The 26,957-nt window shown below is 74.1% G+C and carries 25 protein-coding genes and 1 tRNA gene; 16 read left to right on the top strand and 10 right to left on the bottom strand.

Annotated elements, in window-relative coordinates; translation table 11 throughout:
- Nucleotides 1–105: 105 nt before the first annotated feature.
- The 12 genes from ulaA to HCN52_RS01905 all read left to right on the top strand — a co-directional run bounded on the left by ulaA (nucleotide 106) and on the right by HCN52_RS01905 (nucleotide 13,509).
- Nucleotides 106–1,602, top strand: a complete 1,497-nt coding sequence (ulaA, locus tag HCN52_RS01960; protein ID WP_168086570.1) for a PTS ascorbate transporter subunit IIC — start codon at nucleotides 106–108, stop codon at nucleotides 1,600–1,602.
- Nucleotides 1,603–1,840: 238 nt separating this feature from the next.
- Nucleotides 1,841–2,077, top strand: coding sequence for a hypothetical protein (locus HCN52_RS01955; RefSeq protein WP_168086569.1), 237 nt, complete (start codon nucleotides 1,841–1,843; stop codon nucleotides 2,075–2,077).
- Entirely contained in the window at nucleotides 2,077–3,036 is a 960-nt protein-coding gene (locus HCN52_RS01950) for a complex I subunit 1/NuoH family protein (RefSeq protein ID WP_209314045.1), read from the top strand. Before HCN52_RS01955 ends, HCN52_RS01950 begins: the two co-directional genes overlap by 1 nt.
- Nucleotides 3,037–3,083: 47 nt before the next feature.
- The gene (locus HCN52_RS01945) at nucleotides 3,084–3,611 is read left to right on the top strand and encodes a 4Fe-4S binding protein (protein WP_168086580.1); all 528 of its coding nucleotides are present in this window, start codon (nucleotides 3,084–3,086) and stop codon (nucleotides 3,609–3,611) included.
- A complete protein-coding gene (locus tag HCN52_RS01940; protein ID WP_168086568.1) occupies nucleotides 3,608–4,192 on the top strand; it encodes an NADH-quinone oxidoreductase subunit J family protein in 585 nt (194 codons plus the stop codon). The genes HCN52_RS01945 and HCN52_RS01940 overlap by 4 nt, the downstream gene beginning before the upstream one ends.
- Nucleotides 4,192–4,590, top strand: coding sequence for an NADH-quinone oxidoreductase subunit NuoK (nuoK, locus tag HCN52_RS01935; protein WP_168086567.1), 399 nt, complete (start codon nucleotides 4,192–4,194; stop codon nucleotides 4,588–4,590). Before HCN52_RS01940 ends, nuoK begins: the two co-directional genes overlap by 1 nt.
- Complete coding sequence (locus HCN52_RS01930) at nucleotides 4,587–6,506, top strand: NADH-quinone oxidoreductase subunit 5 family protein (protein ID WP_168086566.1); 1,920 nt, start codon at nucleotides 4,587–4,589, stop codon at nucleotides 6,504–6,506. The genes nuoK and HCN52_RS01930 overlap by 4 nt, the downstream gene beginning before the upstream one ends.
- A gap of 7 nt (nucleotides 6,507–6,513) precedes the next feature.
- Nucleotides 6,514–8,271: a complex I subunit 4 family protein gene (locus HCN52_RS01925; RefSeq protein WP_168086565.1), complete on the top strand. Its 1,758-nt coding sequence runs from the start codon at nucleotides 6,514–6,516 to the stop codon at nucleotides 8,269–8,271.
- Nucleotides 8,268–9,965, top strand: coding sequence for an NADH-quinone oxidoreductase subunit N (locus tag HCN52_RS01920; protein ID WP_168086564.1), 1,698 nt, complete (start codon nucleotides 8,268–8,270; stop codon nucleotides 9,963–9,965). Before HCN52_RS01925 ends, HCN52_RS01920 begins: the two co-directional genes overlap by 4 nt.
- Nucleotides 9,966–10,211: 246 nt before the next feature.
- Nucleotides 10,212–11,414 (top strand): peptidoglycan recognition protein family protein, encoded by a 1,203-nt coding sequence (locus HCN52_RS01915; protein WP_168086563.1) that lies wholly within the window; start codon nucleotides 10,212–10,214, stop codon nucleotides 11,412–11,414.
- Between the two features lie 651 nt (nucleotides 11,415–12,065).
- Nucleotides 12,066–12,920 (top strand): zinc metalloprotease HtpX, encoded by an 855-nt coding sequence (htpX, locus tag HCN52_RS01910; RefSeq protein WP_168086562.1) that lies wholly within the window; start codon nucleotides 12,066–12,068, stop codon nucleotides 12,918–12,920.
- A gap of 193 nt (nucleotides 12,921–13,113) precedes the next feature.
- Nucleotides 13,114–13,509, top strand: coding sequence for a YccF domain-containing protein (locus HCN52_RS01905; RefSeq protein WP_168086579.1), 396 nt, complete (start codon nucleotides 13,114–13,116; stop codon nucleotides 13,507–13,509).
- Nucleotides 13,510–13,975: 466 nt separating this feature from the next.
- Here HCN52_RS01905 and HCN52_RS01900 read toward each other — a convergent pair whose 3' ends face one another.
- Nucleotides 13,976–14,464, bottom strand: coding sequence for a YajQ family cyclic di-GMP-binding protein (locus HCN52_RS01900; RefSeq protein WP_167973990.1), 489 nt, complete (start codon nucleotides 14,462–14,464; stop codon nucleotides 13,976–13,978).
- Nucleotides 14,465–14,631: 167 nt separating this feature from the next.
- Here HCN52_RS01900 and HCN52_RS01895 point away from each other — a divergent pair.
- Nucleotides 14,632–14,713: transfer RNA gene (locus tag HCN52_RS01895), tRNA-Tyr, on the top strand.
- 386 nt (nucleotides 14,714–15,099) lie between these two features.
- Here the strand turns inward: HCN52_RS01895 and HCN52_RS01890 are convergent.
- From HCN52_RS01890 to HCN52_RS01860, 7 genes are all read right to left on the bottom strand, one after another.
- Complete coding sequence (locus tag HCN52_RS01890; RefSeq protein ID WP_168086561.1) at nucleotides 15,100–15,681, bottom strand: DUF1062 domain-containing protein; 582 nt, start codon at nucleotides 15,679–15,681, stop codon at nucleotides 15,100–15,102.
- Between the two features lie 431 nt (nucleotides 15,682–16,112).
- A complete protein-coding gene (locus HCN52_RS01885; RefSeq protein ID WP_168086560.1) occupies nucleotides 16,113–17,129 on the bottom strand; it encodes an ATP-grasp domain-containing protein in 1,017 nt (338 codons plus the stop codon).
- 189 nt (nucleotides 17,130–17,318) lie between these two features.
- Nucleotides 17,319–18,665 (bottom strand): MFS transporter, encoded by a 1,347-nt coding sequence (locus HCN52_RS01880; protein WP_245174800.1) that lies wholly within the window; start codon nucleotides 18,663–18,665, stop codon nucleotides 17,319–17,321.
- Between the two features lie 309 nt (nucleotides 18,666–18,974).
- Entirely contained in the window at nucleotides 18,975–19,754 is a 780-nt protein-coding gene (locus HCN52_RS01875) for an enoyl-CoA hydratase/isomerase family protein (protein WP_168086559.1), read from the bottom strand.
- The gene (locus tag HCN52_RS26055) at nucleotides 19,751–20,941 is read right to left on the bottom strand and encodes a beta-ketoacyl synthase N-terminal-like domain-containing protein (RefSeq protein WP_168086558.1); all 1,191 of its coding nucleotides are present in this window, start codon (nucleotides 20,939–20,941) and stop codon (nucleotides 19,751–19,753) included. The genes HCN52_RS01875 and HCN52_RS26055 overlap by 4 nt, the downstream gene beginning before the upstream one ends.
- Nucleotides 20,934–21,746 (bottom strand): hypothetical protein, encoded by an 813-nt coding sequence (locus tag HCN52_RS01865; RefSeq protein WP_168086557.1) that lies wholly within the window; start codon nucleotides 21,744–21,746, stop codon nucleotides 20,934–20,936. Before HCN52_RS01865 ends, HCN52_RS26055 begins: the two co-directional genes overlap by 8 nt.
- A 66-nt stretch (nucleotides 21,747–21,812) precedes the next feature.
- Nucleotides 21,813–22,067, bottom strand: a complete 255-nt coding sequence (locus HCN52_RS01860; RefSeq protein ID WP_168086556.1) for an acyl carrier protein — start codon at nucleotides 22,065–22,067, stop codon at nucleotides 21,813–21,815.
- Nucleotides 22,068–22,369: 302 nt separating this feature from the next.
- On the opposite strand from HCN52_RS01860, the gene lipP1 reads away from it, so the two are divergent.
- From lipP1 to HCN52_RS01845, 3 genes are all read left to right on the top strand, one after another.
- Nucleotides 22,370–23,347, top strand: coding sequence for a LipP1 family hormone-sensitive lipase (gene lipP1 / locus HCN52_RS01855; protein ID WP_168086555.1), 978 nt, complete (start codon nucleotides 22,370–22,372; stop codon nucleotides 23,345–23,347).
- 420 nt (nucleotides 23,348–23,767) lie between these two features.
- On the top strand, nucleotides 23,768–23,926 hold the full coding sequence (locus HCN52_RS01850; RefSeq protein WP_168086554.1) for a hypothetical protein: 159 nt from the start codon (nucleotides 23,768–23,770) through the stop codon (nucleotides 23,924–23,926).
- A gap of 36 nt (nucleotides 23,927–23,962) precedes the next feature.
- Nucleotides 23,963–24,673, top strand: a complete 711-nt coding sequence (locus HCN52_RS01845) for a response regulator (protein WP_168086553.1) — start codon at nucleotides 23,963–23,965, stop codon at nucleotides 24,671–24,673.
- 25 nt (nucleotides 24,674–24,698) lie between these two features.
- Here the strand turns inward: HCN52_RS01845 and HCN52_RS01840 are convergent, their stop codons facing one another.
- Nucleotides 24,699–25,778: an acyl-CoA dehydrogenase family protein gene (locus HCN52_RS01840; RefSeq protein ID WP_168086552.1), complete on the bottom strand. Its 1,080-nt coding sequence runs from the start codon at nucleotides 25,776–25,778 to the stop codon at nucleotides 24,699–24,701.
- Nucleotide 25,779: 1 nt separating this feature from the next.
- Complete coding sequence (locus HCN52_RS01835; RefSeq protein WP_168086551.1) at nucleotides 25,780–26,952, bottom strand: acyl-CoA dehydrogenase family protein; 1,173 nt, start codon at nucleotides 26,950–26,952, stop codon at nucleotides 25,780–25,782.
- Between the last annotated feature and the right edge of the window lie 5 nt (nucleotides 26,953–26,957).

Genomic DNA, 26,957 nt, shown 5'->3' with positions numbered 1-26,957 from the left:
GGGGTGGCCCCGCCCACGCCCCACCCGCTCCCCGCCCCCACCGGGCGCCGGTCCCCCCGTCGGCGCCCCCGCACCACCCCTGCGGCAGATACGGAAGACGTCCCCATGAACTGGCTCGTGTCCTTCGCCGAGTTCGTCGTCAACGAGATCCTCAGCGAACCGGCTTACCTCATCGGCCTGATCACCGCGGCCGGTCTGATCGCGCTCCGGCGCTCCACCGGTCAGATCCTCGGCGGCGCCATCAAGGCCACCCTCGGCTTCCTGCTGATCGGCGCCGGCGCCGGGCTGGTCGTCGGTTCGCTCGCCCCGCTCGGCGAGATGATCCAGGGCGCCACCGGCGCGCACGGCGTCATCCCCACCAACGAGGCGATCGTCGGCATCGCCCAGGAGCAGTACGGGGCGCGTGTCGCCTGGCTGATGATCCTCGGCTTCGCCGTCAGTCTGCTGCTGGCCCGGTTCACGCCGCTGCGGTACGTGTTCCTCACCGGCCACCACATGCTGTTCATGGCGACGCTGCTCACCATCGTGCTCGCCACCGCCGGCCACACCTCCTGGGTCGTGGTGGTCGTCGGCGGTGTGCTGCTCGGCATCATGCTGGTGGCCATGCCGGCGTTCGCGCACCCGTGGACCAAGCGGATCACCGGCAACAACACGGTGGCCATCGGCCACTTCGGCACCGCGGGATACGTCGTCGCCGGGGCGACGGGCCAGCTGGTCGGGAAGAAGAGCCGATCCACCGAGGACATGAACCTCCCCGAGGGCCTGCGCTTCCTGCGCGACTCGATGGTCGCCACCGCGCTGTCGATGCTGGTGATCTACCTGGCCATGGCCCTGCTGTTCCTGGGCCGCGCGGGCCAGGAGGAGGCCTTCGCGGCGTTCGCCGTCGACGGCGGGGAGCCCGCCGCGAACCTCGGCAACTACCTGATGCAGTCGGTGATGCAGGGCCTGCAGTTCGGCATCGCCGTCGCGGTCATCCTCTTCGGTGTCCGGACCATCCTCGGCGAGCTGGTGCCGGCCTTCCAGGGCATCGCCGAGCGGCTGGTCCCGGGCGCGGTGCCCTCGCTCGACGCGCCGATCGTCTTCCCCTACGCGCAGAACGCGGTGCTGGTGGGCTTCCTCTCGAGCTTCACCGGCGGGCTGGTCACCCTCGGCCTGCTCTCCTGGGTGCTGGGCCCGGCCTTCGGGCTGGCCCTGGTGCTGCCGGGGCTCGTCCCGCACTTCTTCACCGGCGGCGCGGCCGGTGTCTACGGAAACGCCACCGGTGGCCGGCGGGGGGCGGTGCTGGGCGCCTTCCTCAACGGCGTGCTGATCACCATCCTGCCGGCGCTGCTCCTGAAGGTGCTGGGCGCCTTCGGTGAGGAGAACACCACCTTCGGCGACGCCGACTTCGGCTGGTTCGGCGTGCTCGTCGGCAACGCGGCCGAGGCCGGGGAGGTCGGCGGCATCGTGCTGATGGTGCTGCTGGGCGCGGCCGTCCTCATCGGCGCGATCGTCATGCAGAAGAAGGTCGTGGACGCGGGCTGGGACCCGGGCGCGCGCCGCGACGCCCCGCCGTCCGCGCCGCACCCGCTCGGCGAGCGGCGGTTCGGCGAGCCAGCGTGACGCGGGCGAGGCGACGGGCACCGCTCCGGAGGCTGCTCCCGGCGGGGAGCCCCGGCGCCCGCGCCGGTCGCGGTCGGCGAGTGACGGCTCGGCGAGTCAACGGGCTGCCGGCACCGGTCCGGTCGCCCCCGTCGACGGGCCGGCGGTGCCCGGCCGCCGCAGTACCGACGCCCCCTGGCACGCCCCCGAGCCGGCGGATGCCCCGAAGCGGGGCGAGGCGGATCAGCCGGACTCCGCGGTGACGCGGTCCGACCCCGCCGCCGCGACCGAAGGCGCCTCCACCACCGAGGACGCCGACCGTGACGGCGGCGGCACGGCGACCGGCGCCCCGGCGGCCCGACCGGCCGACCCCGGACCGGCCGACCCCGGTGAGGCCATCGGCGGAACCGCTGCCGACACCGCCGCAGACACCGCAGACGCAGCCGACGACGAGACCGCCGAGGGCCCTGCCGACCGGCGCGAGGGGGACGGCTGATGGACCTGCTCGACGTCACGCTGCGCGTCGTCGCCGTACTGGTGGCCTTCCTCGTCCTGCCGCTCCTCGTCGGCCAGGCCGAGCACAAGGTCATGGCCCACATGCAGGGCCGGGTCGGCCCGATGCACGCCGGCGGCTTCCACGGATGGGCGCAACTCGTCGCCGACGGGGTGAAGTTCGCGCAGAAGGAGGACACCGTCCCGGCCGGCGCCGACCGACGGATCTTCCAACTCGCTCCCGCCGTCGCGCTGGTGCCCTACTGCGTGGTGCTCGTCGCGATCCCGCTCGGCCCCGGCGGCCTCGTCGGCCAGGTCATCGACGCCGGTGTCTTCTTCGTGCTGGCGGTCCTCGGCATCGGTATCCTCGGCCAGCTGATGGGCGGTTGGGCCAGCAACAACAAGTACTCGCTGCTGGGCGGCATGCGTACCGCCGCACAGCTCATGGCCTACGAACTGCCGCTGATCCTCGCCGCGGCCTCGGTGGTGATGGCCGCCGGGACGCTCAGCCTCACCGGCATCCTCGACGGGTTCCAGTGGTGGTGGGTGCCCTGGCAGCTGGTCGGCGCGTTCGTCTTCTTCACCGCCGGCATCGCCGAGCTGCACCGGCCGCCGTTCGACGCGCCGATCGCCCCCGAGGAGATCGTGTTCGGCGCGTTCACCGAGTACTCCGGGCTGCGGTTCGCGCTCTTCCTGCTGGCGGAGTACGCGGGGATCGTCGTGATCTCCGCGCTGACGGCCGTGCTGTTCTTCGGCGGCTGGCACGGCCCGTTCCCCGACCAGCTGGGCTGGCTCTGGATGCTGCTGAAGACCGGCGCGCTGTGCTTCCTCGTCATCTGGGCGCGTGTGGCCTGGCCCCGGCTCCGCGCCGACCAGATCCAGAAGTTCGCCTGGACGGTCCTCGTTCCCCTGGCCCTGGCGCAGATCGCGCTGACCGGCGTCGTCAAGGTGGTGATCTCTTGAGCTTCGGCTCCGGGCTGGCGAAAGGGCTGGCCGTGACGTTCCGCGCGATGACCCGGCGTGCGGTGACCCAGCAGTACCCCGAGAACCTGCCGTCGCTGCCGCCGCGCACCCGCGGCGTCATCGGGCTGTTCGAGGAGAACTGCACGGTCTGCATGCTCTGCGCCCGCGAGTGCCCCGACTGGTGCATCTACATCGACTCCCACAAGGAGACGGTGCCGGCCGCCGCGCCCGGCGGACGGGAGCGCAGCCGCAACGTGCTGGACCGGTTCGCCATCGACTTCTCGCTCTGCATGTACTGCGGCATCTGCGTGGAGGTCTGCCCCTTCGACGCGCTGTTCTGGTCGCCGGAGTTCGAGTACGCCGAGACCGACATCCGCGAACTCACCCACGAGCGCGAGAAGCTGCGCGAGTGGATGTGGACGGTGCCGGAACCGCCGCCGCTCACCGAGGCCGCCGTCGAGGCCAAGGAGCTGACAGCCGCCCGCCGCACCGCCGAACGCGCCGCCCAGGAGCAGGCGCAGGACCAGGCGCAGGACCGCCCCGCCGGCGACGACGGCACGGGGGAGCCGCGGTGAGCGCCGTCACGCTGCCGCTGCTGGCGGCCGCCGGGGAGAGCGGTCGCAGCGTCCTCTCGCCCTCCGGCGTGGAGATCGTCTTCCTGCTGGTCGCCGTGGTCGTGCTCGGCGCCGCGATCCTCTGCGTCACCAGCCGCCACCTCGTCCACGCCGCGCTGTACCTCGTCGTCGCCCTCGGCGGCCTCGCCGTCGAGTACCTGCTGCTGACCGCCGAGTTCATCGCCTGGGTCCAGGTCCTCATCTACCTCGGCTCCGTCGTGGTCCTGCTGCTGTTCGGGCTGATGCTGACCCGCGCCCCCATCGGACCGTCCCCCGACGCCGACTCCCGGAACCGGCCTCTCGCGCTGGTGGTGGCGCTGGCCGCCGCCGCGACCCTCGTGACGCTCGTCGTGGACGCCTTCCGCACCACCTGGATCGACCTCTCCACCCCCCACGGCCGGTCCGACGCCCTCGGCGAAAGCCTCTTCCGCACCTGGGTGCTGCCGTTCGAGGCGCTGTCGGTGCTGCTGCTCGCCGCCCTCGTCGGAGCCATCGTCATCTCGCGCGCCCGCCGCGCCGACTCCGAGGAGGGCCAAGGCTGATGCACCTCGTCCACCCGGCCACCCTCGCCGTCCTGCTGTTCTGCGTCGGCCTCTACGGGGTGCTGGCCCGCCGCAACACCGTGCTGGTGCTGATGTCGGTGGAGCTGATGCTGGCCGCCGTCAGCCTCAACCTCGTCGCCTTCGACGTGTGGTTGGCCGACGAACTCCACTCCGGCCAGGTCTTCACGCTCTTCCTGATCGCGCTCGCCGCCGCCGAGATCGGCATCGGCCTCGCCATCGTGCTGCTGGTGTACCGCCGCCGCGGCACCGTCGCCCTCGACCGGCTCCGCGCCCTGCGCGACGGGCCCGGCGCCGCCGAGGCGACCGGGGGAACGGACGGGGCGGAGCAGCCCACCGCGAACGACGCCGCGCGCGGACAGGAGACCACCACCCCGTGACCACCACCACCGCGGCCGTCCTCGTCCCGCTGCTGCCGTTCGCCGCCGCCGCGCTGATACTCCTGACCGGCCGCAGCGCGCCCGGGTTCGTGCGACCGCTGGCCGTACTGCCGACGCTGGCGGCCGCCGCCCTCACCGTGCTGGTCGCCGTCCGCCAGGGCGGTGACGCCCCCCTCACCGCGGCCACCGTCCTCACCCCCACCGGCGACCCGGACCTCCCCATCGAACTGGCGCTCCACCTCGACGGGTTCGCCGTCCTCGTCGCCGCGCTGGTCGCCGTCGTCGCCACGGCCGTCCAGCTCTACTCGACCGGCTACCTCCGCGACGACCCCCGCTACCCCTCCTACGCGGCGCTGGTCTCGCTCTTCACCGCCGCGATGCTGCTCGTCGTCTACACCGACGACCTGATCGTGCTGCTCGTCGGTTGGGAAGTCATGGGCATCTGCTCGTACTTCCTCGTCGGCCACTACTGGGAGCGCCCCGCCGCCCGCGCCGCGGCCCTCAAGGCGTTCCTGGTGACCAAGCTCGGCGACGTGCCGTTCCTCATCGGCATCCTCGTCCTCGCCTCCGAGGCGGGCACCTTCCGCATCAGCCACATCGTCAACGGACTCACCTCCTCCCTCGCCGACTTCGAGCTGGAGCGCCCCACCCTCGTCGCGCTGCTGCTGCTCGCCGGGGTCGCGGGCAAGTCCGCGCAGTTCCCGCTCCACACCTGGCTGCCCGGCGCGATGGCCGGCCCCACCCCGGCCTCCGCCCTCATCCACGCGGCGACCATGGTCGCCGCCGGTGTCTACGTCGTGGCGCGGCTGCTGCCGGTCTTCACCGCCTCCACCGCCGCGCTGCTGGTCCTCGCCGTCGTCGCCGCCCTCACCGCCGTCGGGGCGGCGGTCGCCGCCCTCGCCCAGGACGACCTCAAACGGGTCCTCGCCTACTCCACCATCGGCCAACTCGGCCTCATGGCGGGCGCACTGGCCGTCGGCAGCCGCGACGCCGCCGTCTTCCACCTGCTGACGCACGGCGCGTTCAAGGCCCTGCTGTTCCTCGCCGCCGGTGTCCTGATCACCGTCGCCGGCACCGGCTCCCTCGGCGTCATGGCCCGGACCCGCGACATAAAGCGCCGCGCCCCCGACGCGTTCTGGGCGATGACCATCGGTCTGCTCGCCCTCGCCGCCATCCCGCCGTTCTCCGGGTTCTTCTCCAAGGAGGCGATCCTGCACGCGGCGGAGACCGCGGCGCTCGACCCTGCCGGCGCCCCCGCGGGCGTACCGGCCGCGGGCGCCTGGCTGGTGCTCGCCGCCACCCTGCTGACGGCGCTGCTCACCGCCGCCTACGCGACCCGGCTCTGGCTCATGGCCTTCCACGACCCGGTCTCGGCGCGCCCCGAGCCGCTGCCGCAGCCCCCGGCCGTCAGCGGTGTCACCACCCTCGTGCTCTGGCTGCTGGCCGTCCCCGCGCTGCTGATGGGGCTCGGCTACCGCTGGCTGCCGTCCTGGCTCGACGGCACCTCGCTCGCCCCCACTCCCGCCACCTCGGCCGTCGCCACCGGTGCCGCCCTCATCGGCGGCGCGGCGACCTGGGCCGCCTGGCGCCGCCGCTACGAGATGGACGAACCGCCCGACCCCGGGCTGTCGCTGCTCGGCTCGCGCTTCCACGCCGACGCCGCCGCCGGGTTCCGCCTCGACGCCGCCACCACCGCCCTCGCCGCCCGCCCCACCGAGGGCGCCGCGCGGCTCACGCGCTTCGTCGACCGCACCGTGGTCGACACCTACGTGCGCGGGGCGGCCGCCCTGCCGGGGCTCCTCGGCCGCCTCGTGCGGCGGGCCCAGAACGGCAACGCCCAGACCTACCTGACCGTGCTGGTCGCCGCCGTCGTCGTGCTGCTCGTGACCACCGCCCTCGCAAGCGCCGGAGGCTGACCGTCCCGTGCTCACGCTCACCGACTCCGTGACGGCGCCGCTGCTGGCCGCCGTCGTCACCCTGCCCCTCCTCGCGGCGGTGGTGCTGCTCCTGCTGCCGCGCGGCCCCGAGTCGACCCGGACCGCGGGGCGGATCGGCGTCGCGGTCACCGGCGCCGTACTGCTCGGGACACTGCTGCTCGCGGCGGCCTTCGACCGCGGCGCCGCCGACCGGCCGCAGGCGGTGACGGACGTGGCGTGGGTCCCGGCGTTCGGTGTCCGCCTCCACCTCGGGGTGGACGGCATCTCGCTGCCGCTGCTGGTCCTCACCGCGCTGCTGTGCCTCCTGTGCGCCGTGCACGTGCTGCGGCGGCCGCCCGCCGGTGAGGGCGGTGCGGGCCCGCGTGGCCTCGTCGCGCTGCTGCTGGTGCTGGAGACGGGCACCCTCGCCACCTTCGCCGCGCTCAACCTCATCCTGTTCTTCCTGGCGTTCGAGACCGTGCTGATCCCGATGTACTTCGTCATCAGCCGGTGGGGCGGCGCCGAACGAGCCGCCGCGGCCTGGAAGTTCGTGCTGTACACCCTGCTGGGGTCCGTGGTGATGCTGCTGGGGTTCCTGCTGGTCGGGCTCCAGGCCGGCACCTTCGACATGGTGGTGCTCGCCGAGGCCCACGGCGACGGACTCAGCCGCACCACGCAGATCCTCGCCGTCCTCGCCATCGGCATCGGGCTCGCGGTGAAGACCCCGATGTGGCCGCTGCACAGCTGGCTGCCCGACGCCCACACCGCGGCACCGACCGTCGGATCCGTGCTCCTCGCGGGAGTCCTGCTGAAGTTCGGCACCTACGGCCTGGTCCGGATCGTGCTGCCGGTCGCGCCGGAGGGCATCCACTTCTTCGCCCCCTACCTCGCCGCGTTCGCCGTCACCGGCATCATCTACGGCTCGCTCGCCTGCCTCGCCCTGGTGCGCGCCGGCGCCGGCGGCGACCTCAAACGCCTCATCGCCTACTCCTCGGTGGGCCACATGGGGTTCGTCCTTCTCGGCATCGCGACCCTCACGCCGACCGGCGTCAACGGCGCGCTCTTCGCCAACATCGCCCACGGCGTCATCACCGCCCTGCTGTTCCTTCTTGCCGGCGCGGTCCGGGAACGCACCGGCACCACCGACCTCGACCGCCTCGCCGAACACGGCGGAGGGGCCCGGCTCTACGGCCGGGCACCGCGGCTCGGGGCGCTGCTCGCCTTCACCGCCGTCGCCTCGCTGGGGCTTCCGGGCCTCGCCGGGTTCTGGGGCGAACTCCTGGCGATGCTCGGGGCGTTCAACCCCGCCGAGGGCCTCAGCCGCCCGGTGTTCGTCGTCTGCCTCGCCCTGGCAGGGCTCGGCACCCTGCTGACGGCCGCCTACCTGCTCCAGGTGGTCCGCCGGGTCTGCGCGGGCACCTCGCCCGACCCCGCACCGGCCACCGCCGACGATGCCCGCCCGGGCGCGCACGGCGCCACCCCCGCGCCGGCCACCGACGCGGGCACGATCCCCGCGGCGACCGGCACGGCGACCGGCGCTGCCGCAGCGACCGGCGCCGCCACGGCGACCGCCACCGGTACGGCAACCGCGGCGCCCCCGGGCGAAGCCGTGCGGCAGCCGGATCTGCCCGACCTCCACCGGGACGAGTCGGCGCTCCTCCTGCCGCTCGCCGCCCTCACCCTGCTGATCGGCCTCTGGCCCGCGCTGCTGCTGCGGCTGACCGACCCCGCCGTGCAGCTCCTGCTGGAAGGAGTCGGCCGATGAGCCTCGTCCAGACCATCGACTGGATCGCCCTCGCCCCGCCCACCGTCGTCGCCATCACCGCCGTCGCGGTGCTCCTCACCGACCTCTTCCTCCCCGAGGAGCGCAAGCGGCACCTGGGGACCATCGCCGCCGCCGGGCTCGCCCTCGCGCTGCTCACGCTGCTGCCGCTGCACCGCGGGGACCGCACCAGCTTCTGCCTGGCCGACCGCTCCGAGGTCTGCTCCTACAGCGCCGACACCTTCGCCGTCGTCATCCAACTCATCGTCCTCGGCGGTGCGTTGATCGCCGCGCTCCTCACCCTGCCGGAACTGGCACGGCAGCGCGGCGACGACACCACCGGCGCGCTGCCGCGCGGCGAGTTCTGGTTCCTGCTGCTCGCCTCCGCCTCCGGCGCCGCCCTGCTCCCCGCCGCCCGCGACCTCGCCACCCTGGTCCTCGCCATGGAGGTCACCACCCTCCCCGCGTACGCCCTCGTCGCGCTGCGGCGCGGCGACCGGCTCGGGCCGGAGGCGGCCCTCAAGTTCTTCCTCACCTCGGTCGTCGCGACCGCCGTCACCCTGCTCGGCATCAGCTTCGTCTACGCCGGCTCCGGCAGCCTCTTCCTCGGCGGCATCGCCGACGGGCTGGCGGGCGCGGACCCGGCGCTCGACGCGCTGATCCGCGCCGGCGTTGTCCTCACCCTCGTCGGCTTCGCCTTCAAGACGGCCGCGGTCCCCTTCCACTTCTGGGTCCCCGACACCTATCTCGGTGCCCCGCTGCCGGTCGCCGCGTACCTCTCGGTGGTCAGCAAGACCGCCGGTCTGGCCGGGCTGATCCTGGTGACCTCCATGGCCTTCGCCGACCTCGGCGGCGTCTGGGGGCCGGTCCTCGCGGTACTGGCCGGACTCACCATGACGGCGGGCAACGTCGCCGCGCTCCGCACCCGACCCGACGGCGACCGCAGCACCGTGCGGCTGCTGGCCTGGTCCTCCGTGGCCCAGGCCGGCTACCTGCTGGTCCCGCTGGCGGCCGCCGGCTACGCGAGCGACGCCGACGGCCGGTCGACGGCGATCGGCGCGACCGTCGCCTACGCGGTCATGTACGCCGTGGTGAACCTCGGGACGTTCGCCGTCGCCGTCCACGTCGCGGAGCGTGCCGGCCGCCACCGGCTGACCGACCACCGCGGCCTGCACGACCGGAACCCGCTGACGGCGCTCGCGCTGGGCTTCTTCCTGCTGTGCCTGGCCGGCCTGCCGCCCGGGCTGGCGGGCCTGTTCGCGAAGATCGCCGTCATCCGGGCGGCCGTCGAGGCGGAGTTGGCGGTACTCGCGGTCGTCGCGGCGGTCAACGTCGTCATCGCGCTCGTCTACTACCTCCGCTGGGCCGCGCTGCTGTTCCGCCCGGCGGCCCCTCGCGGCGCTGCCGCGGCCGAGGTCGGTGCCGAGACCGGGCCCGCGGCCGCAGGCGCAGGCCAGGCCGGGGTCGCGGCCGGGACAGGGACTGCGGCTGCGCCGGGCACGGCCGCTGCCGGGGCCTCGGACGCCACCGACGCCCCGGTGGCGCTCGCGGAACGGTTCCCGCCTGCCGCCGACCGGGAGCCACGCCCCGGCGCACCGATCGCCGTCGCGATCGCCGTCACCGCCCTGCTTGCCCTCGCCCTTTCCGTGGCCCCGCAGCTGATGCTCGGGCTGACGGCGGCCGGCACCCTGTTCTGACGAGCCGTGTTCCGGGCGCGCGGCAGTCGCGAGGGCTGCTGCTGACCCGCACCACCGGGTGCCCGTCGGGGCAGCAGTCCTACCCGTCGGGCAGCTCAACCACCCGCGCGGACAGGCATTCTGACGCCATGTCCGCGTAACCCCGTTCGGGTGAACCGGCTGCTAGGTTGCCGCCCACGGTCGGCCGGGTGCGCCGCGTCGCGGCCGACCGCGGCCCGTGACCCCGGCTCGAAGGGAACCCCACCCATGGCCCAGCCGCCCCACGAATCCACCACCGCCCAGCCGTCCGACGCGTCTCCGTCCGACGCCCCGCCGTACGGCTCCGCCGTCGGCGGTCACCGCCGCGTCCCCGGTCTCAGCCGCCGCGGGCTGATCGGCGCCGTCGGCGCCGCCGCGGCAGCCACTGCCGCTGCCCCCGCCGTCGTCGCGGCAGCGGGGCGGGACCACGGCAGCCCCGCGACCGAAGCTCCCACGGAGCAGGCCGCGCGCGGGACCGTCGAGCGCGCCTTCCCCGAGACCCGCAGCGGCGAGCCCGCCGCCGGAACCGTCGCCGCCCTCGCCTTTCCCGCCGGGTGGGTCGCCGCCCGCTGGGACGGCCCGGACGAGGGCGGCCGCGTGCGGTTCAGCACCCCGGAGGGCGACAGCGACTGGGCACCGGTCCCCGCCACCTGCTCCTCGGCCAATGGCGGCGCCCGGCTCATCGCGGCCGACGGCGCCACGGGCTACCGGGTCCAGCCGCCCACGGGCGCCCGGAACCTCCGGACCCGGGCCCTCGACACCACTGGTGGCCCGCGCCGCCGGGCGCGTGTCCCCGAGGAGCACCCCCGGCTGCGCAGCATCTCCTACCTGTCCCGAGCCGAATGGGGCGCCGACGAGTCCAAGCGGTTCCGTACGGACGGCACGGAGATCATGCCTCCGGCCTTCTACCCGCTCCAGACGATCACCGTCCACCACACCGACACCGCCAACAACGCCGCCGACCCGGCGGCCGTCGTCCGCGCCATCTACGACTTCCACGCCGTCGACAACGGCTGGGGCGACATCGGCTACCAGTTCCTCGTCGACGAGGCGGGCCGGATCTACGAGGGCCGCTGGTCCGGCGGCTCCGGAATGCCCGGCCACGACGCCCGGGGGAACATGGTCACCGCCGCCCACGTCGGGGGCGCCAACTCCGGCAACCTCGGCATCGCGCTGCTGGGCAACCTGACAGGACGCCCTCCCACCGAGGCCGCCCAAACCGCGGTGACCGAGCTGTGCGCCGCCCTCGCCCGGCTCCACGGGCTGGACCCGCTGGCGCGCATCCGGTTCGTGAACCCGGTCGACGGCAGCACGCGCGAAGTGCAGAGCATCAGCGGCCACTGCGACTGGATGGCGACCGAATGCCCGGGCGCCGTGATGTACGGCGAACTCGCCGCGCTGCGAACACGGGTCGCCGCCGCGCGGCGCTGACCTCCGCCGCTCTTCCTCGCCGCCACCCCTCTCCGCCGCAGGGCCGTTCCGCCGCGTAGCCGCCCCGCCGCGTGACTGCCCGCTGCCAGCCATGCCGCGTGCCCCGGTGCCCCCTCGACGACGAGGCGCCGGGGTGACGCGGCACGGTCGCGTATGCCCGCCGTGCCGCAGTGCCCCCGTGCCACAGTGCTGCCGCGGCCCGCGCCGACCGCCGCCTACGCCGCGGGGGTCGCGCCCCCGCCGCCCGCCCGGTCACGCGCCCGCTCCCGTCGCCGGACCGTGCCGCGACCACCGGGAACCGTGCCGCGCACCGCGGCGTTCATACACCGGGAGTGTCCACTGTTATCCGGGAGGTCCCGCCGATAGCGGCGGAAACCCGTCCCGGTCGCCGCTCCGGCCGCCCGCCCCGCGGCCGGCGCCAAGGGAACGCAGCGGCGCCCCCGCCCCACGCCCGACCGCCCCGATCCGCTCCGCCGCCCGGCTGCCCGTCCGCAGCCCCCCCGTGCCCCGCTCCGCACCCCGACCAGCAGCCCGACCGTCCGCCCACGGCCCCCGCCGTCCCCGACCGCCCCAGACGAGCCGCCCGCCCCACCACGGCCCGGTCCGCCGCCGCCCCCCGGCGGGCCCGACGGCTCACCCCGGAAGGCACCTGTGCACCGCTCCACCAACGGGCTGAAGACCGCCGTCCTCCTCGGCGGCATGTCCGCCCTCATACTTCTCGTCGGCAGCTTCTTCGGCACCACCGGAGTCGTCGTCGCGCTCCTCGCGGCGCTGGCCACCAACGGCTACGCCTACTGGAACAGCGACAAGCTGGCGCTGCGCTCGATGCGCGCGCGGCCCGTCAGCGAGTTCGAGGCACCGCAGCTCTACCGCATGGTCCGCGAACTCGCGGGCGTGGCCCGCCAGCCCATGCCACGGCTGTACATCTCCCCGACCGACGCCCCCAACGCCTTCGCGACCGGCCGGAACCCCCGCAACGCCGCCGTCTGCTGCACCGAGGGCATCCTCGCGGTCCTCGACGAACGGGAGCTGCGCGGCGTCATCGGGCACGAGCTGAGCCACGTCTACAACCGGGACATCCTCATCGCCTCGGTGGCCGGGGCTATGGCCTCCGCCGTCATGTTCCTGGTCCAGTTCGCCTGGCTGCTGCCGGGGCGGTCCGACCGGGGCCCGGGGATCGTGGGGACGGTGCTCGTCGCGCTGCTCGGGCCGATCGCGGCCTCCCTCATCCGGCTGGCCGTCAGTCGGTCCCGCGAGTACGAGGCCGACGCCGCGGGCGCCCGGCTCACCGGCGACCCGCTCGCCCTCGCCGACGCGCTGGCCAAGCTGGAGCGCGGCACGCAGGAACTGCCGCTGCCGCCCGAGCCCCGGATCGAAGCCGCCAGTCACATGATGATCGCGCACCCGTTCCGGCGCGGCGAGGGTCTGACCAGGATGTTCGCCACCCACCCGCCGATGGCCGACCGCATCGACCGCCTCCGCCGCATGGCGGGCGAGACCGGCTGACCCGGCGGCGCGCACGCGGTGTCGAACCGGCCGACCGGCCGCGCCGCACGCCACCATGGAACCCCGGCGTTTGGCCGCGCCGCCACCGGACAACAGCACAGCAACCGTGCGGCGCTCCCACGCGTCCCGACCCACGACCGGCCGTCGCCGTCCGGACCCGCCACCGCGTGCGCCCTAGGAGAAGAACAACGTGATCAGGACCGTCCTCAACGTCATCTGGCTGGTCTTCTCCGGCATCTGGATGGCCATCGGCTACGCCGTCGCCGGGCTCATCTGCTTCATCCCGATCGTCACGATCCCCTGGGGTCTGGCCTGCTTCCGGATCGCCCGGTACTCGCTCTGGCCCTTCGGCTACCGGGTCACCGACCGCCCCAGCGCCGGCGTCTTCTCCGGGATCGGCAACGTCATCTGGCTGATCGTCGCGGGCATCTGGATCACCATCGGGCACATCACCGCAGGCATCGCGTTCTGCCTCACCATCATCGGCATCCCGTTCGGCATCGCCCACTTCAAGATGATCCCGGTCTCGCTGATGCCGCTGGGCCGCGAGATCGTCCCCACCGACGCCAACCCCGGCTACCACTGGTGAGCTCGGACGCGCCCCGCCCGGCCGCGCCCCGCCCGGCCGCGCCCCGCCCGGCCGCGCCCCGCTCTGCCGCGCCCCGGCTCCCCTGAGCCGCCGCCTGCCGCCTGCCGTCCGCCGCTGTACTGCCTCGCAGACGCCCCGTGCCGCGCCCCGCGCCACGGGGCGTCCGGCTGTGTGCGGCTGCGTCTGCGCCTGTGTCTGCGGCGGAACGCCGGGGCTGCCTGCCCTGGCCGCCGGGCAGCCGCGCCACCGTCCCGTGCTCGGCCCCGGACGGTCGACCGATGGTTCGGGCGTCGGCGGCCCTCCTGGGCGACGCCGTGACGGCGGCAGGTGCGCCGCGGACCCGCGCGACGGGGACCGCGGCCCGACCCCGCCTCGGTGACAACCGCCCGGGCAGGAACGGCGAAGGGCCGGGACCGCCGCTGTGCGGCGCCCCGGCCCTTCCGCGGCGGACTGCTGAGGCGGGTGCTCAGCGGTAGTTGACGAACTGCACGGCGAAGTCGAAGTCCGCGCCCTTGACGAGCTGCTGGACCTCCTGGAGCGCGTCGCGGCTCTTGGAGCTGACGCGGAGCTCGTCACCCTGCACCTGCGCCTTGACGCCCTTGGGGCCCTCGTCGCGGATGAGCTTGGCGACCTTCTTCGCGTCGTCGGTCGAGATGCCCTCCTTGATGGTGGAGAACAGCTTGAAGTCCTTGCCCGACGCCTGCGGCTCGCCGGAGTCGAGGGCCTTCAGCGAGATGCCCCGCTTGATCAGCTTGGTCTGGAAGATGTCGAGCACCGCGTTGACGCGCTCCTCGGCGTTGGCCCGGATCTCGATCCGCTCACCGGACCACTCGATCGAGGCGCCGACGCCCTTGAAGTCGTAGCGCTGCGAGATCTCCTTGGACGCCTGGTTGAGTGCGTTGTCGACCTCCTGCCGGTCGACCTTCGAGACGATGTCGAAACTGGAGTCGGCCATGGTCGGGCTCCTCGTGCGTAGCTCGGACGTAACGGTGTACCGCTGGACAAGCCTAGTCACCCGTTGCCCCGGGTCCGGGGCGACAACCGGGTGGCGGACCACCCCCGCCCATCGGGTAGGGTTTACCCCGTTGCCGAACGCCGCGCAGGCGCCAGGCAGCAACCCCAGGCGGTGTGCCCGAGCGGCCAAAGGGAGCAGACTGTAAATCTGCCGGCTCAGCCTTCCCAGGTTCGAATCCTGGCGCCGCCACAGCGGGAAGAAACCCCCTCCGACCTCGCGAAAGCGCAGGTCGGAGGGGGTTTCGCGTGTGCGGCTCCTCGTTGGCGGAACGCGGCCGTGCCCCCCCTCTTGCGCTGCCCGCATCCCGCCGTCGATCAGTGCGCGCCCCCCAGACGTCCCCCGGCAAGGCGGCTGGCCGCTCCGGTGCGCCGCCGCGTCTGGCCGGGTGCCTCGGCGTGCACGCTGTGCGGCGCGGCGTCCTGTGCTGTGTGGGCCGCCATGGCGGCCCACACAGCACAGGACGGGAGTGAGACCCAGGTATGCCGTGGGTCGTGAGGGTGGTCTTCGCGGTGTCCGGGCCGGACGCAGCGTCGCGGCCGTCGCCGGTCGGCTCAGGGCTGCCGGGCGCGGGGGCTTCAGCTTCGGAGTGTGAAGGTGAAATCGCCGGAGATCCTGCCGCTGAGGCGTGCGGGGGAGACGAGGCGGCCCGCTTCGATCAGGCGTTCGATGTCTGCGCGGGACCGACCGCAGCCTTCTGCGATGAGTCGGGACGGGCGAACGGGTATCGGCGCCTCGAACCGCACCGCGACGTCGGTGATCTCCCGGTCCGCGTCGGCCGACGCCCCGCCGGTGTCCAGGCTCCATGCTCCCGTCCAGTCGAGGCCGATGTGGTTGCGGCGTCGCACCACCGGGTTCCGGAGCACCTCGGCCGCCAGGTCGGGGTCGTTGAGGTGCATGCGGTCCAGCAGGTCGGGGCGGATGGACCGCACGTGCCTCCGCTCCATCACCGTGAGCTTGGTCGTCTCGTCGCATCCCGTACAGAGGGCGAGGAGCCAGATGTCGAGCAGCTTGTGGTTCGCATTGACACGGAACTTTCCCGAGGTGCGGAAGCCGTCGGTGGCGCAGACGTGGCACCGACGCCGGACCAGCGGCAGACGGACGGGTCTGACGACCCAGTTCTCCAGGGCAGCAACGCTGCCACGCGGGCTCTCGGACATACCACCACCAGGTGCTGTCGAGGAATCGGCCGACCACCGCCGGCGGCCCGACCGCGATGTCGGGTCCGCTGGAGTCGGTGGGTACGGGGGACGCTACGGACGCGCCGTGCCGCGCGCGTCCACGTCAGGCTCACCCGGGGGGAGCCATGGCGATGACCCCGTCCGGCACGGGCCGACCCCGGCGCCGGGCCGGGCGCGCAACGCCACAGGGGACGGCCAGGTGGGGAGCGACGGAACGTACCCGGCGCCGAGCCGCGGATCGGTCCTCGCTCGCTCACGGCAGCTGCCGTGAGCGGGAAACGGCGGGCACCGGGCAGGCCGGGGCCGCAGCTGAACCGGCCGCGCCGCGGCGGCGGGGTCAGGTCGTGCCAGGTACCCGGTCGGGCCGCTGTCGTACCGGCCCGGGGGCAGCGCCGCGACGCCCCCCGGGGTCAGCGCTCCGTGGGGCGGATGGCGGTGACCAGGTCGCGCCGTGCGTCCTCGATCCGCTCCCGGGTGAGTTGCGGCGTGTCCCCCTCGACCACCACGTAGGCGCGGCGGTTGCGGCGGTCGCCCACGGGGGCGACCCAGTCGCCCGCGCTGTACGGGAAGCGGGCGCCGCGCACCCAGGGTGTCACCGCGATCTCCTCGGTGCCGGTGTAGGTCTCCAACTCGCCCTCGGGAAGCAGGAAGAACCCGACCTCGGCGTACCGGGCGGCGGGCCCGACCTCGGGTCGGGTCCCGAGCAGGCCGGCGAGTACCGCGCGCTCCGGGTCGAAGCCGCGCGCGACCTCGATCAGCAGCGGGATGCGGTCGCCGCCGAGCCGCGTGCGGCAGGAGACGACGCGCGGCCCCAGCGGGAGCAGCGCGACCTGGGTGTGGGCCGGCCCGGAACGGTAGCCGCTGGCCGTCAGCAGCCCCACCACCTCCGCGGCGACGGCTCGTTGCGCCGCCTCGTCCAGCGGCGCGGGGTGGAGGTGTCCGGTCACATGGAAGTCGGGTGGGCCGGTGGTGCGTTGTGCCGTGATGCCGACGAGGTGGTGGGTGCCGTCGACGGTCAGGGTCTCCACGCTCACCCGGGGCGTGCCGACGGGCACCGGGGTCCCGTGGGCGCCCGTGCGGAGCTGTTCGTGGACCCGGGGCGGGTTGCGGGTGAGCCCCAGCCGCCAGGCCTCCCGGACCACCGGCAGGACCGAGTCGCCGTGGCCGCAGTGGATGACGACGTCGAGGTCGTGGGCGCGCGCGGCTCCGCCGACCGCCTCCCGCAGGGCCTGCTCGTCGGTGAAGTCGGCCCGCAGCACCTCCTCGGAGACTTCCTCCAGGCGGGCGAGCGACTCGGGCTCGGTCCGCGAGCCGTCGACCAGCGACCAGCTGCGAAAGCCCATCTCGCCTGCTTTGCGGGCCAGTTGATGCCCCGGCATCACCAGCAGCAGCCTGAACTGGGCATTTCTCGCGGAGCACGCTGTCATGGGCTCAGCGTGCCGGGCGGGCTTCCTTCCGGCTTCCCCTCCGGTTCCCCGGCCGTGAGGGAGGGGGCCGCTCCGCCGCCCCGCCGCACCAAAGGCGTGCCGCACCACCGGCGTGCCCCGCCGCCCGGGGTGGGGGTGGGGCGCGCCGGTGGTGCGGGGCTGGGCGACGCAGCCGAGGCCGGCCGCCGGTCAGCTCCGCGCGGTGGTGGTCCCGGCTGCGTCGAGCGGGCTGCCACTGGCCGGGGCGTCCTCCGCCGCGGCACCGGCGTTCGCCGCCACCTCGTCCGGACCGCCGCCGTCCGGACCGCCGCCGTCCGGACCGCCGCTGTCCGGACCGCCGGCGGCCGTGCCGCCGCCGTCCGCGGGCTCGGTGGCGGTCTTGTCCTCGGGCGACGCCGCCCCGGGCGGGGCGGCGAAGAGCTCGCGTGCGCCGAACGCCAGGACGGCGGCCACGAGCATGACGACGACCACGCCGAGGAACGGCGCCCAGGTGCCGTACGCCTCCAGGGTCAGGCCGCCGAGCTGCGAACCGATCGCCGATCCGCCGATGCTGACCGTGATGGCCCAGGTGAACGCCTCCGTGACGTAGCCCTCGCGGGCGGTGCGGGAGACCAGCTGGTAGGAGAGGGCGATCACCGGCGCCTGGACCAGGCCGAGGACGAGGAGTGCCACGCTCAGCGACCAGTTGTCCCAGGCCGCCAGCACCAGCGCGGAGGCGGTGGCCAGCGCGAGCAGGCCCCAGGCGAACACCGTCTCGACGGGTCGGGCGAAGGTACGGCTGCCGTACCAGAGCCCGCCGAGGATGCCGCCCACGCCCCACACCCCGAAGATCAGCCCGATGTGCCCGGCGGAGCCGTGGGTCTCGATGAATCCCGGCACGGCGATGTTGTAGGCGCCGGTCGCGAGGCCGGCGACGAACAGCAGCAGCATCAGCCGCACCAGCGCGGGGGAGCGAAGCGCCCCCATCGGGTCCCGCTTGCCGTCGGGCGTGGCGACCCGACGGTCGCGCGACGCCTGCGTCAGCGCGAACCCGACGGCGCCGGCGCCGGTGAGCACGGCGCCGACGACGAGGGCCGCTCCCGGGCTGCCCCAGATCAGCACCAGGCTGAACAGCAGCGGACCGCCGATCACGAAGACCTCGCCGAGCACCGCCTCCAGCGACAGCCCCACCCGCTCGGTGTTCCCCGGGGCGCTCCACAGCGAGCGGATGCAGCCGCTGATCGGCGGCATCGCGGCACCGGCCAGCACGGCGCAGACCAGCTGCGTCGCGACCGCCTGCGGATCGACCATGACGAAGCCGATGAGGGCCAGCGGGTAGACGGTGCCGGTGAGCAGCAGGACGGGCGGCTGGCCGAAGCGGTCCACGAACCGTGCGACGAACGGGGCGAGCATCGCGCCGCCCAGGCTGTAGCCGGACAGCAGCAGTCCGGCGGTGAAGTAGCTGAGGTCGCGCTGGACGGTGAAGACCACCATGGCGATGGAGATCAGGTAGAGCGGCAACCGGCCGATGACGCTCCACAGCAGGGGGCCGCGCATGACCCGGTCGTGCGCGACCGCGACGATGGGGTTCCTCGCGACCCGCCGGCCCGACGTGCCGTCGGTTCCGGCCGTCGGCGGTGCGCCGTCGCTGGTGCTCGGTGAATCCGGGGACGGGGTGGAGGACATGGGGGCTCACATCTCTCGCGGGCGCGGCCCCGGTCCGGGGCGGCCCGCGCTCGGGTGGGTTGCTTGCTGCGCGGCGGTCCGTGGCGACAGGCGTCGGCCGGGCGCAGACCGCCGACCGCGCCGACCGCCGCCGGGCGGCGCCGGTGGCCGGACCCTCCGGCACGGGGGGCGGCTCACGCGTTACCGGCCGACGTAGGCGGTGGTGTGCTCCGGCCCCTCCGCCAGGAAGGCGGCGACGGCGGCCCGGTGGTCGTCGGTCCGTGTCACGGTGGCGGCGGTGGACGGAAGGACGCTGTCGGCGGCCGGGACGCCCCCCTCGCGGTAGGCGCGGACGACGCGTTTGGTCGCGGCGTGCGCGCTGCTCGGGCCGGTGGCCAGCCGCATCGCGTAGGCGTGGGAGGCGGCGTGGAACTCCGCCGGTGGGAAGAGGGCGTTGACCACGCCCCACTCGGCGAGCGTCGCGCCCCGGTACAGGTCACCGGTCATCACCAGCTCGGTGGCGCGTGAGGGGCCGGCCCGCTCGGCGAGCCGCTGGGTGCCGCCCATGGCCGGGGTGAACGCGACCTTGCGCTCGACCAGACCGAACCGGGCGGCGGCCGTCGCGGTGACGAGGTCACAGGCCAGCGCCAGCTCGAACGCTGCGGTCAGCGTGAGCGAGTGCGCGGCGAAGACGGTCGGGCACGGCAGCGCCTCCAGCGCCTGGGTGGTCCGCAGCCGCGCCGCCCAGAAGGCCGCCGCCTGCTCCGCCTCCGTGTCGGCGAACACCCGGACGTCGACCCCGGCGCTGACCACCCGGCCCTCGGCCCTGATGAGCAGCGCGCGGGGCGGCGCGGCGGTCAGCTGCGCCAGCCGGCTCTCCCAGGCGTCCCACATCGCGAGGTCGAACAGGTTCAACGGCGGGCTGTCCAGGGTCAGAACAGCCAGCGGCCCGTCGTGGGCCAGTCGCAGCGGCGGGGTCACGAGGCGCTCCGGAAGACGCAGATCGCGTTGTTGCCGCCGAAGCCGAACGCGTTGTTCTGGACGTGGCGCAGCCCCGGCACCGGCCGCGGCGCGCCGGTGACCAGGTTGACGTCGCCCTCGACCTCGGCGGCGTCGATCGCGGTGGGCGGGACCAGCCGGTGGCGAAGCGTCAGGCAGGAGGCCACCGCGCCCGCCGCGCCGGCCGCCCCCATGAGGTGCCCGACCGTGCCCTTGATGGCGGTGATCGCCGCCCGGGGGTAGGACTCGGTGAAGATCCCGCCCTCCACGGCGTCGTTGGCGCGGCTGCCGGTGCCGTGGGCGAAGATCACGTCGATCTCGTCGGCGGTGATCCCGGCCTCGGCGAGCGCCCGCCGGTGGCACGCGGCGACGCCGTCGCGGTCGGGCGCGGTCGGGTGGCGGGCGTCGTTGGTGACGGCCGCGGCGACGATCTCGGCGTACGGCCGCTGTCCGGGGCGCAGCGCGTCCGCTGTCTGCAGCACCAGCACGCCGGCGCCCTCGGATGGGGTGACGTGGCGTCGTCCCGCCGCGAACGGCATGCACCGTGTCCCGCCGATGGTCTGGAGCGAGCTGAACCCGATGATGTTCTTCTCGGAGTACGGGTCGCAGCCGCCGACGACGGCGGTGTCGGCGACTCCGGCGCGCAGCATCTCCAGCGCGCAGGAGACGGCCACGTTGGCCGAGGCGCAGGTGCTCTGGGTGGTGAACGAGGGGCCTCGTGAGCCGACCGCCGCGGCGACGTCGTCGGTGATGGAGTAGCTGGAGAAGCCGCCGGTCTCGGCGGCGGTCCGGCGGCCGGCGACGAGGTCCTCCAGTGCGTCGGCCTGGCCGTCGCTGGTGCCGATGCACACCAGGGCGTCCCGCAGCAGCTCCTCGCCGGGGGCGAGGCCCGCGTCGCGGAGCGCTTCGAGCGCGGCGTACTCGGCGAAGACGGACGCGGACCGGGGGCGGTCGCGGGTGCGGGCGCTGACCTGTTCCAGCGCCAGTTTCCGCGCGTCCTCGGGGACCCGACCACCGAGTGCGCCCGGCTTCATCCCGGGGTAGAGCGGGGCGAGTTCGGTGAACCGGTGGCGTCCGGCGCACAGGTCGTCCCAGAAGGCGGCGGTGCCCGCGCCCGCCGGCGAGATGATGCCGATACCGGTGACGAAGACGGGAGTGGAGCTACGCACCGCGACCTCCGGGGTGTGCCATGGGGTTCTCCTGGCGGGTGACGACGAGGGCGCCGCGCCGGGCGTTCGGTCCGCGGCAGGTGAGCTGGGCCCGCTCCCCCTCTTCCAGCTCCTCCAGGCGATGGAGGAACGCGGCGGTGGCGAAGGCGCCGTTGCGGTCCGTCGGCCGGGCCGAGTCGACGCGGGCGCCGAGCGGAGCGTCCTCGTCCCGGTCCGCGGCGAAGTCGAACTCCGCCCGGAACTCCCGGCCCGTGGTGAAGGTGGCGTGGGCGAGCCCCGAGCGGCAGGTCAGGCCGTGGGGTTCACGGCCGGCGTCCAGCAGCGCCTCGGGGGAGTAGACGTCCCCCACCAGTACCTTGCTGGTCGCCGACCGGTCCCCGGTGAGTGCGAGCAGCGCCTGCCAGATCGCGAACACGGGGGTGAGGAGACCCGCGTTGAGCGTCAGGTTGCGGCCGGTGGCACCGATGCCGATGTTGACGAAGGCGGAGGCGGAGCTCGACGTGGCGTTGGGGAACACCTTCGCGGACAGCATCCGGTCGGAGTCGGCGCGGCGCTGGAGGCCGGCCAGGGCCGCGGTGTTGCCGTACTCGGTGCCGATCACCACGGTGTCGCCGGTGCGCTGTCCCGGCGCCTCGTCGTGGGTGCGGGCGAGGTAGAGGCACAGGCGCGTGAAGGAGTCGCGGAACTGGTCGCCGACGGCGCCGACGACCGCGGTCAGGTCCGCGGGAGGGTCGGCCAGTTCGCCTGGTCCCTCCCCCGGGTGCTGTCCGCGCAACGCGACCTGGCGGAGGCTGAACTCGAACACACGGAACTCCGTTGCGTCAGGGAAACGGTCGGGGTCGCCGGACGGCGCCCAGGCGACGGGGTCGGACTAGGCGACGGGGTCGGACTGGAGCGCGCGCACGTGGTCGTGGAAGTCGGCGACCGTGGCGAAACTGCCCGTGGACTCCTCGCCGACCGCGATGCCGAGTTCGTTCTCGACGTGCATCACCAGGTCGATCATTCCGAGGGAGTCGATTCCCAGCTCGGAGCGGAGATTCTGGTCGCGGGTGACGAGAAACTCCTCCGGCAGCTCGGCGACCTCTTTCACGATCTTCACGATCTTCTCGTCCAGAATGTCGGACACGATGCCTCCCTGGGGCCGGTTGATGCCGAGGACGCACCGAGTCTGTCAGTGGCGGGGAGACCGCGCGGTAAACAGGGGGATTACCCGGAACGGGCCGGGCTCAGTGGACCGATTCCGGCCCGGCAAGCGCTGCGCGGACGTGTGGCGGAAGCAGGTGCTCCTAATCTCCGTTGCGGTGCGGCCGGCCGGAAGTGCGGCGCCGGTCGCCATCCACCGGTAAACACCGCAGTCGTGTTCGGCGGTCGGCCGGATGCTTTCCGTGTCCGGACGGCCGGTTCCGGCGCCGATGATGAGGAGTTCCCATGCCGCTCGACCCGACGTACGCAATGATCAGGCGTTACCGCGAGGCGACCGGGTTCACCCCGCTCTACACGATGACGGTCGAGGAGGCCCGCGAGGCGGACGCGGCGACCGAGGCGGACGGCTGGGACTGGCACGAGCACCCGGCACAGGTCCACGACGTGGAATTCGACGGCCCCGCCGGCCCGCAGACCGTTCGGATCTACCGGCCGCGGAGCGAGGAACCGCTTCCGATGGTGCTCTACTTCAACGGCGGGGGTTTCGTCGTCGGCTCGCTGAGCACCTCGGACTCGATCTGTCGGGCGCTCGCCACGCTGACCCCCTGCGTCGTGGTCTCCGTCAGCTACCGCCTGGCGCCGGAGAATCCGTTCCCGGCCGCCGTCGAGGACAGTTACGCGGCACTGGAATGGGCGGCGGAGCACGCGGCGGAATTCGGTGCGGACAGCAGCGCCATCGCGGTGGCGGGCGACAGCTCCGGCGGAAATCTCGCCGCGACGATGGCGCGGATGGCGCGCGACCGAAAAGGCCCGGAACTCTCCGCCCAGGTCCTTGTCTACCCGCCGCTGCACAACGACTACCCGTCGGCGTCGATGCGTGAGAACAAGGACCCGATGTTCTTCAACGCCTATTCGAGCGCCTGGTTCTGGAGCCAGTACCTGGAGCGCCCCGCCGACGGGGACTCCCCGTACGCCTCCCCGCTGAAGGCCGGCGACCACCGCGGCCTGCCCGCCGCCCTGGTGCTGACCGCCGAGCTGTGCCCCGTCCGCGACGAGGGGGACGACTACGCCGCCGCGCTCGCCGAGGCGGGGGTACCGGTGGAGCACCGCCGGTATGAGGGGCTGCCCCACGGGTTCCTCGCCGTCGCGGCCAAGCTCCCCGTCGCCCGTGAGGCGCTGGCGATGATCGGCGACTACCTGAACCGGCAGCTGGCGGGCGACGTCGCGGTCGCCGGGGACGGAGCGGCGGTGCCCGTGGGGTGAGAGCGGGTGTGAGACCCCGCGTCGGATCGGCTCGCGGCGTCGGACGCGGTCAGCTGCACGACGGAGGGGCGCCCTCGTACCGGGTGGTGTTCGGGCGTCTTTCGACAATGCGGCGGATGGCCGTAGCCGGCGTCGCGGGCCCGTCGCGGGCCCGGCGTGGGGTCTCACACATGCTCTGGGGCGTCGACGGAGCCCCCGGGGCCGCGCGGGTCGGCGACGACGCCTGCCGCGGCCACCGGGGGCTCCCGCGTGCGCGCCCGTGCGGAGCTCGGCCGGAGGGAGGGGCACGCGGCGGAGCCGGGAGGTGAACGGCCCGCGGACCGGGGAATCGCCCGGGTGTCCGGAGGGGAACGCGCGGGGAAGGCCGGTCGGCAGCATCAGCCGTGTCGGACCACACGTCTTCCCAGAAGGAGCCCCACCATGCGCCGCTTCGTTCTGTTCGTCGCCTCGGTCCTCGTGCTCGGCGGCCTGTCGGTCGGCGCCGCATCCTCTCACCCCCCGTCCGCCGGGCCGCTCGACCGAGCCGCCGCGATGCCGGCCGGACAACCCGTGGTCGTCGACAACCACGGCAACGACTGAGCCGCGTCGGCGACCAGGCCCAGGAGGGGGAACGCAATGACCATCAGGGTGCTTATCTGTGACCAACTCCCCGTGATCGCGGACGGTCTCCGGACGCTGCTCGACGCGACGCCGGACATCGACGTGGTCGGCACCACCCACAACGGCATGGAGGCCATGGTGCTGGTCCGCACCGAGCGCCCCGACGTCGTGGTGACGGATCTGGAGCTCCAGACCATCTCCGGACTCGATTTCATCCGCCGGCTCGCCCACGAGGAGAACGCTCCGGAGGTCGTCGTCTTCACGGCGTCGCAGTCCGACAAGACGGTGAGCGACGTCCTTCACGCCGGCGCCGGCTGCCTGCTCGACAAGTCCGCAAGTCCGCGGGAGCTGGTGGCGGCGGTCCAGGCCGCGGCGGCGGGGCAGACGCTCCTCGCGCCCAGCATCGCCGAGCGGCTCGTCAGCTGGTTCCGCGCCCAACCGGAGCCGCAGGAGCCGGTCGTCTGCTCCGAGGTGACGGAACTGACGCCGCGTGAACGGGAGGTCACGCGGATGGTGGCGTGCGGCATGTCCACCGAGGAGGTGGCGAGCCAACTGATCATCGGCGAGGCCACCGTCCGCACCCACATCTACCGGGTGCGGACCAAGCTCGGGGTCCGGGACCGGGCCGAGCTGGTCTCCCTGGCGTACCGGACGGGCCTGATCCGTTCCGGCGAGGAGCCCGCCGACCGGCAGCCGCTGGCACCGGGAGCACTGCGCGCCGGCTGATCCGTCCGCGGCCGCGTCCACCGGCTCACGCCGGGGACGCGCCCGTTCCGCTGCGCCGACGGGCCTCGCGGGCCTCCCGGAGGCGTTCCGCCCCCACCAGCCGCCACAGCGCCGCGGGGTCGCCGTACCGGTGCGCCTCGACCGCGGCCAGCCGGTGGTAGCGCTGGAGGGCGAGTTCCGCGGTCATGGCGCGGACCCCGCAGCTCTGCATGCCCACCCGCACCACCTCGCGCGCCGTCTCGGCCGCCGTCGCCAGCGCCGCGGCCGGTGCGGTGCCGCCCTCGTGCTCGGCGCCGGTGTCGACCAGCCAGGCACCGCGGTACACCGCCGCCCGGGTGGCGCGCAGCCGCACCAGGGCACGCGCCAACGGGAACGCCACGGGCGGCAGATCGCGCAGCCGGCTGCCGAACTGCGCGCGGTGCCCGGTGTACGCGACCGCGACCCGATGGGCACCGGCGGCGATGCCCAGGAGGTAGCCGGCCTGCCGCAACCGGGCGCGGGCGAGCGCGCCCTCGGCGGTGCCGCCGGGCTCAGCCACCACCGCGCCGGCGGCGACGAAGCTCCGGTCGAGGCGCACCACCGGCGGCAGACAGCGGTCATCGGTGCCGAGCCCCGGTGCGGTGCGCTCCACCTCCAGGACGACGGGCCCGCGGCCGGTCTGCGCGGCGACCAGGAACGCCGGGGCGTCGACCGTGTCGACGGTGACCGTGCCGGTGAGTTCCCAGCCGCCCGGCACCGCGACGGCTTCGACACGGCCGCCGCCCGGGACGGCGCCCGGGACGGCGCCCGGGTCGGCCGGCACCGCGTCCGGGGAGCTCCCCAGCTCCACCGCCCAGGCCCGCGCGCGGTAGGCGTTCCCCTGCGCGGCGAGACCGAGTTCCTCGCTGACCGCGACCCCGGCGGTGACCCCGAGACCGAGGCCGCCGTCCGCGACCGGGCGCTCGAACGCGTCCGCCCCCAGGGCGTCGAGAAGCTGCCGGGTCGGCCCCGGGCCGCCGTCGGTGACCGGCGGGCCGTGGAGCGCCGTCCCGGCGCCGATGCCCGACAGGCCCGCGCGCAGCGCCGTGCGCAGTTCGGTCAGGAGCGGATCGGGGTGGAGGTGCATCTCAGTACCCTTCCTGGCTGACGGAGTCGAGCGAGGCGGCGACGATCCGCAGCATGATCTCGGAGGTCCCCGCCGACAGCGTGAGGCCCGGCGCCTCCCGGTAGGCCGAGTCCAGGACACGCGCCGCCGCGGTACGGGCGGAGCGCTGCGCCGGTGTCGGGACGTCCACCGCCCAGTTCGCCACCGACTGCGCCAGTTCGCTGGCGTGGTACTTGGCCACCGCGGTGGCGAGCTGGTCGATCCGGTCGGCGGCGAGACCGTCGAGGACCTCCCAGACCAGCACCTCGTCGGCCGCCAGCGCACCGTGCAGCCGGCCGATCCGCTCCAGGTGCTCGCCGTGGTCCGGGTGGTCCGGGCGCGAGATGTCGTGAGCCGTGTCGGTGAGCGCGTCGAGCGCCGCGTCGAGCCAGCGCTCGGCCTTGAGGTGGTAGTCGAGCCCGGTCCGTTCGACGGCCAGCGCCTCGTTGAGCAGCGGCCAGCCCTCGTCGCGCGGCCCCAGCAGGTCGCCCTCCGACACCCGGACGCCGTCGAGGTCGACCCGGTGGAAGTGCTCGTCCCCGATGCCGGGGACGAGCGAGACCGTCACGCCCGGCGCGGTCATGTCCACCAGGAACAGGCTGATGCCCCGGTAGGGGCCGGTGTCCGGCGTGGTGCGCGCGGCACACAGCCCGAGGTCGACGAAGCGGGTCTTCAGACTGAACACCTTCGTCCCGGAGATGCGGTGCCCTGTCCCGTCCGGAACGGCCGCCGTCCGCAGCGCGCCGAGGTCGGAGCCCGCGTCCGGTTCGCTGTAGAGCACCGAGGCGAAGCTCTCGCCGCGCGCCAGCGCGGGCAGGTGGCGCCGCCGCTGCTCCTCGCTGCCCGCCATCAGCAGGAACTGCCCCACGATCTGGATGCTGTTGACGTGGAAGGTGTCCGGGACGCCGGCCCGCACCAGCTCCTCGGCCACGATGGCGGCGTCGGTCGCGGGGCGGCCCGCCCCGCCGTACTCGACGGGCCAGTGCACCGCGAGCAGCCCCGTTCGGCCGAGCAGCCGGTAGAGGGGCCGCGCGTCCGGCTCGACGCCGTCCGCACCGGTGGCGGCCTCGGCCGCCGCGCGGATGTCCGGGGTGCGCAGCGTCCGGCGCACCTCCGCCCGGAACCGCTGCTCCTCCTCGGTGAATCCGAACCGCATGGCTG

The organism is Streptomyces bohaiensis (assembly GCF_012033785.1).
Taxonomy (GTDB): Bacteria; Actinomycetota; Actinomycetes; order Streptomycetales; family Streptomycetaceae; genus Streptomyces; species Streptomyces bohaiensis.
This window is presented reverse-complemented; position numbering and strand designations above follow the sequence as displayed.

Coding starts and splice junctions, on each gene's coding strand:
- HCN52_RS01880 (WP_245174800.1), bottom strand. CDS start 18,665: ATGCGCGGCCCCCTGCTGTGGAGCGTCATCGGCCGGTTGCCGCTCTAC.
- HCN52_RS01950 (WP_209314045.1), top strand. CDS start 2,077: ATGGACCTGCTCGACGTCACGCTGCGCGTCGTCGCCGTACTGGTGGCC.
- HCN52_RS01850 (WP_168086554.1), top strand. CDS start 23,768: ATGCGCCGCTTCGTTCTGTTCGTCGCCTCGGTCCTCGTGCTCGGCGGC.
- HCN52_RS01835 (WP_168086551.1), bottom strand. CDS start 26,952: ATGCGGTTCGGATTCACCGAGGAGGAGCAGCGGTTCCGGGCGGAGGTG.
- HCN52_RS01920 (WP_168086564.1), top strand. CDS start 8,268: ATGAGCCTCGTCCAGACCATCGACTGGATCGCCCTCGCCCCGCCCACC.
- HCN52_RS01945 (WP_168086580.1), top strand. CDS start 3,084: ATGACCCGGCGTGCGGTGACCCAGCAGTACCCCGAGAACCTGCCGTCG.
- HCN52_RS01845 (WP_168086553.1), top strand. CDS start 23,963: ATGACCATCAGGGTGCTTATCTGTGACCAACTCCCCGTGATCGCGGAC.
- lipP1 (WP_168086555.1), top strand. CDS start 22,370: ATGCCGCTCGACCCGACGTACGCAATGATCAGGCGTTACCGCGAGGCG.
- HCN52_RS01915 (WP_168086563.1), top strand. CDS start 10,212: ATGGCCCAGCCGCCCCACGAATCCACCACCGCCCAGCCGTCCGACGCG.
- HCN52_RS01885 (WP_168086560.1), bottom strand. CDS start 17,129: ATGACAGCGTGCTCCGCGAGAAATGCCCAGTTCAGGCTGCTGCTGGTG.
- HCN52_RS01900 (WP_167973990.1), bottom strand. CDS start 14,464: ATGGCCGACTCCAGTTTCGACATCGTCTCGAAGGTCGACCGGCAGGAG.
- HCN52_RS01840 (WP_168086552.1), bottom strand. CDS start 25,778: ATGCACCTCCACCCCGATCCGCTCCTGACCGAACTGCGCACGGCGCTG.
- ulaA (WP_168086570.1), top strand. CDS start 106: ATGAACTGGCTCGTGTCCTTCGCCGAGTTCGTCGTCAACGAGATCCTC.
- HCN52_RS01890 (WP_168086561.1), bottom strand. CDS start 15,681: ATGTCCGAGAGCCCGCGTGGCAGCGTTGCTGCCCTGGAGAACTGGGTC.
- nuoK (WP_168086567.1), top strand. CDS start 4,192: ATGCACCTCGTCCACCCGGCCACCCTCGCCGTCCTGCTGTTCTGCGTC.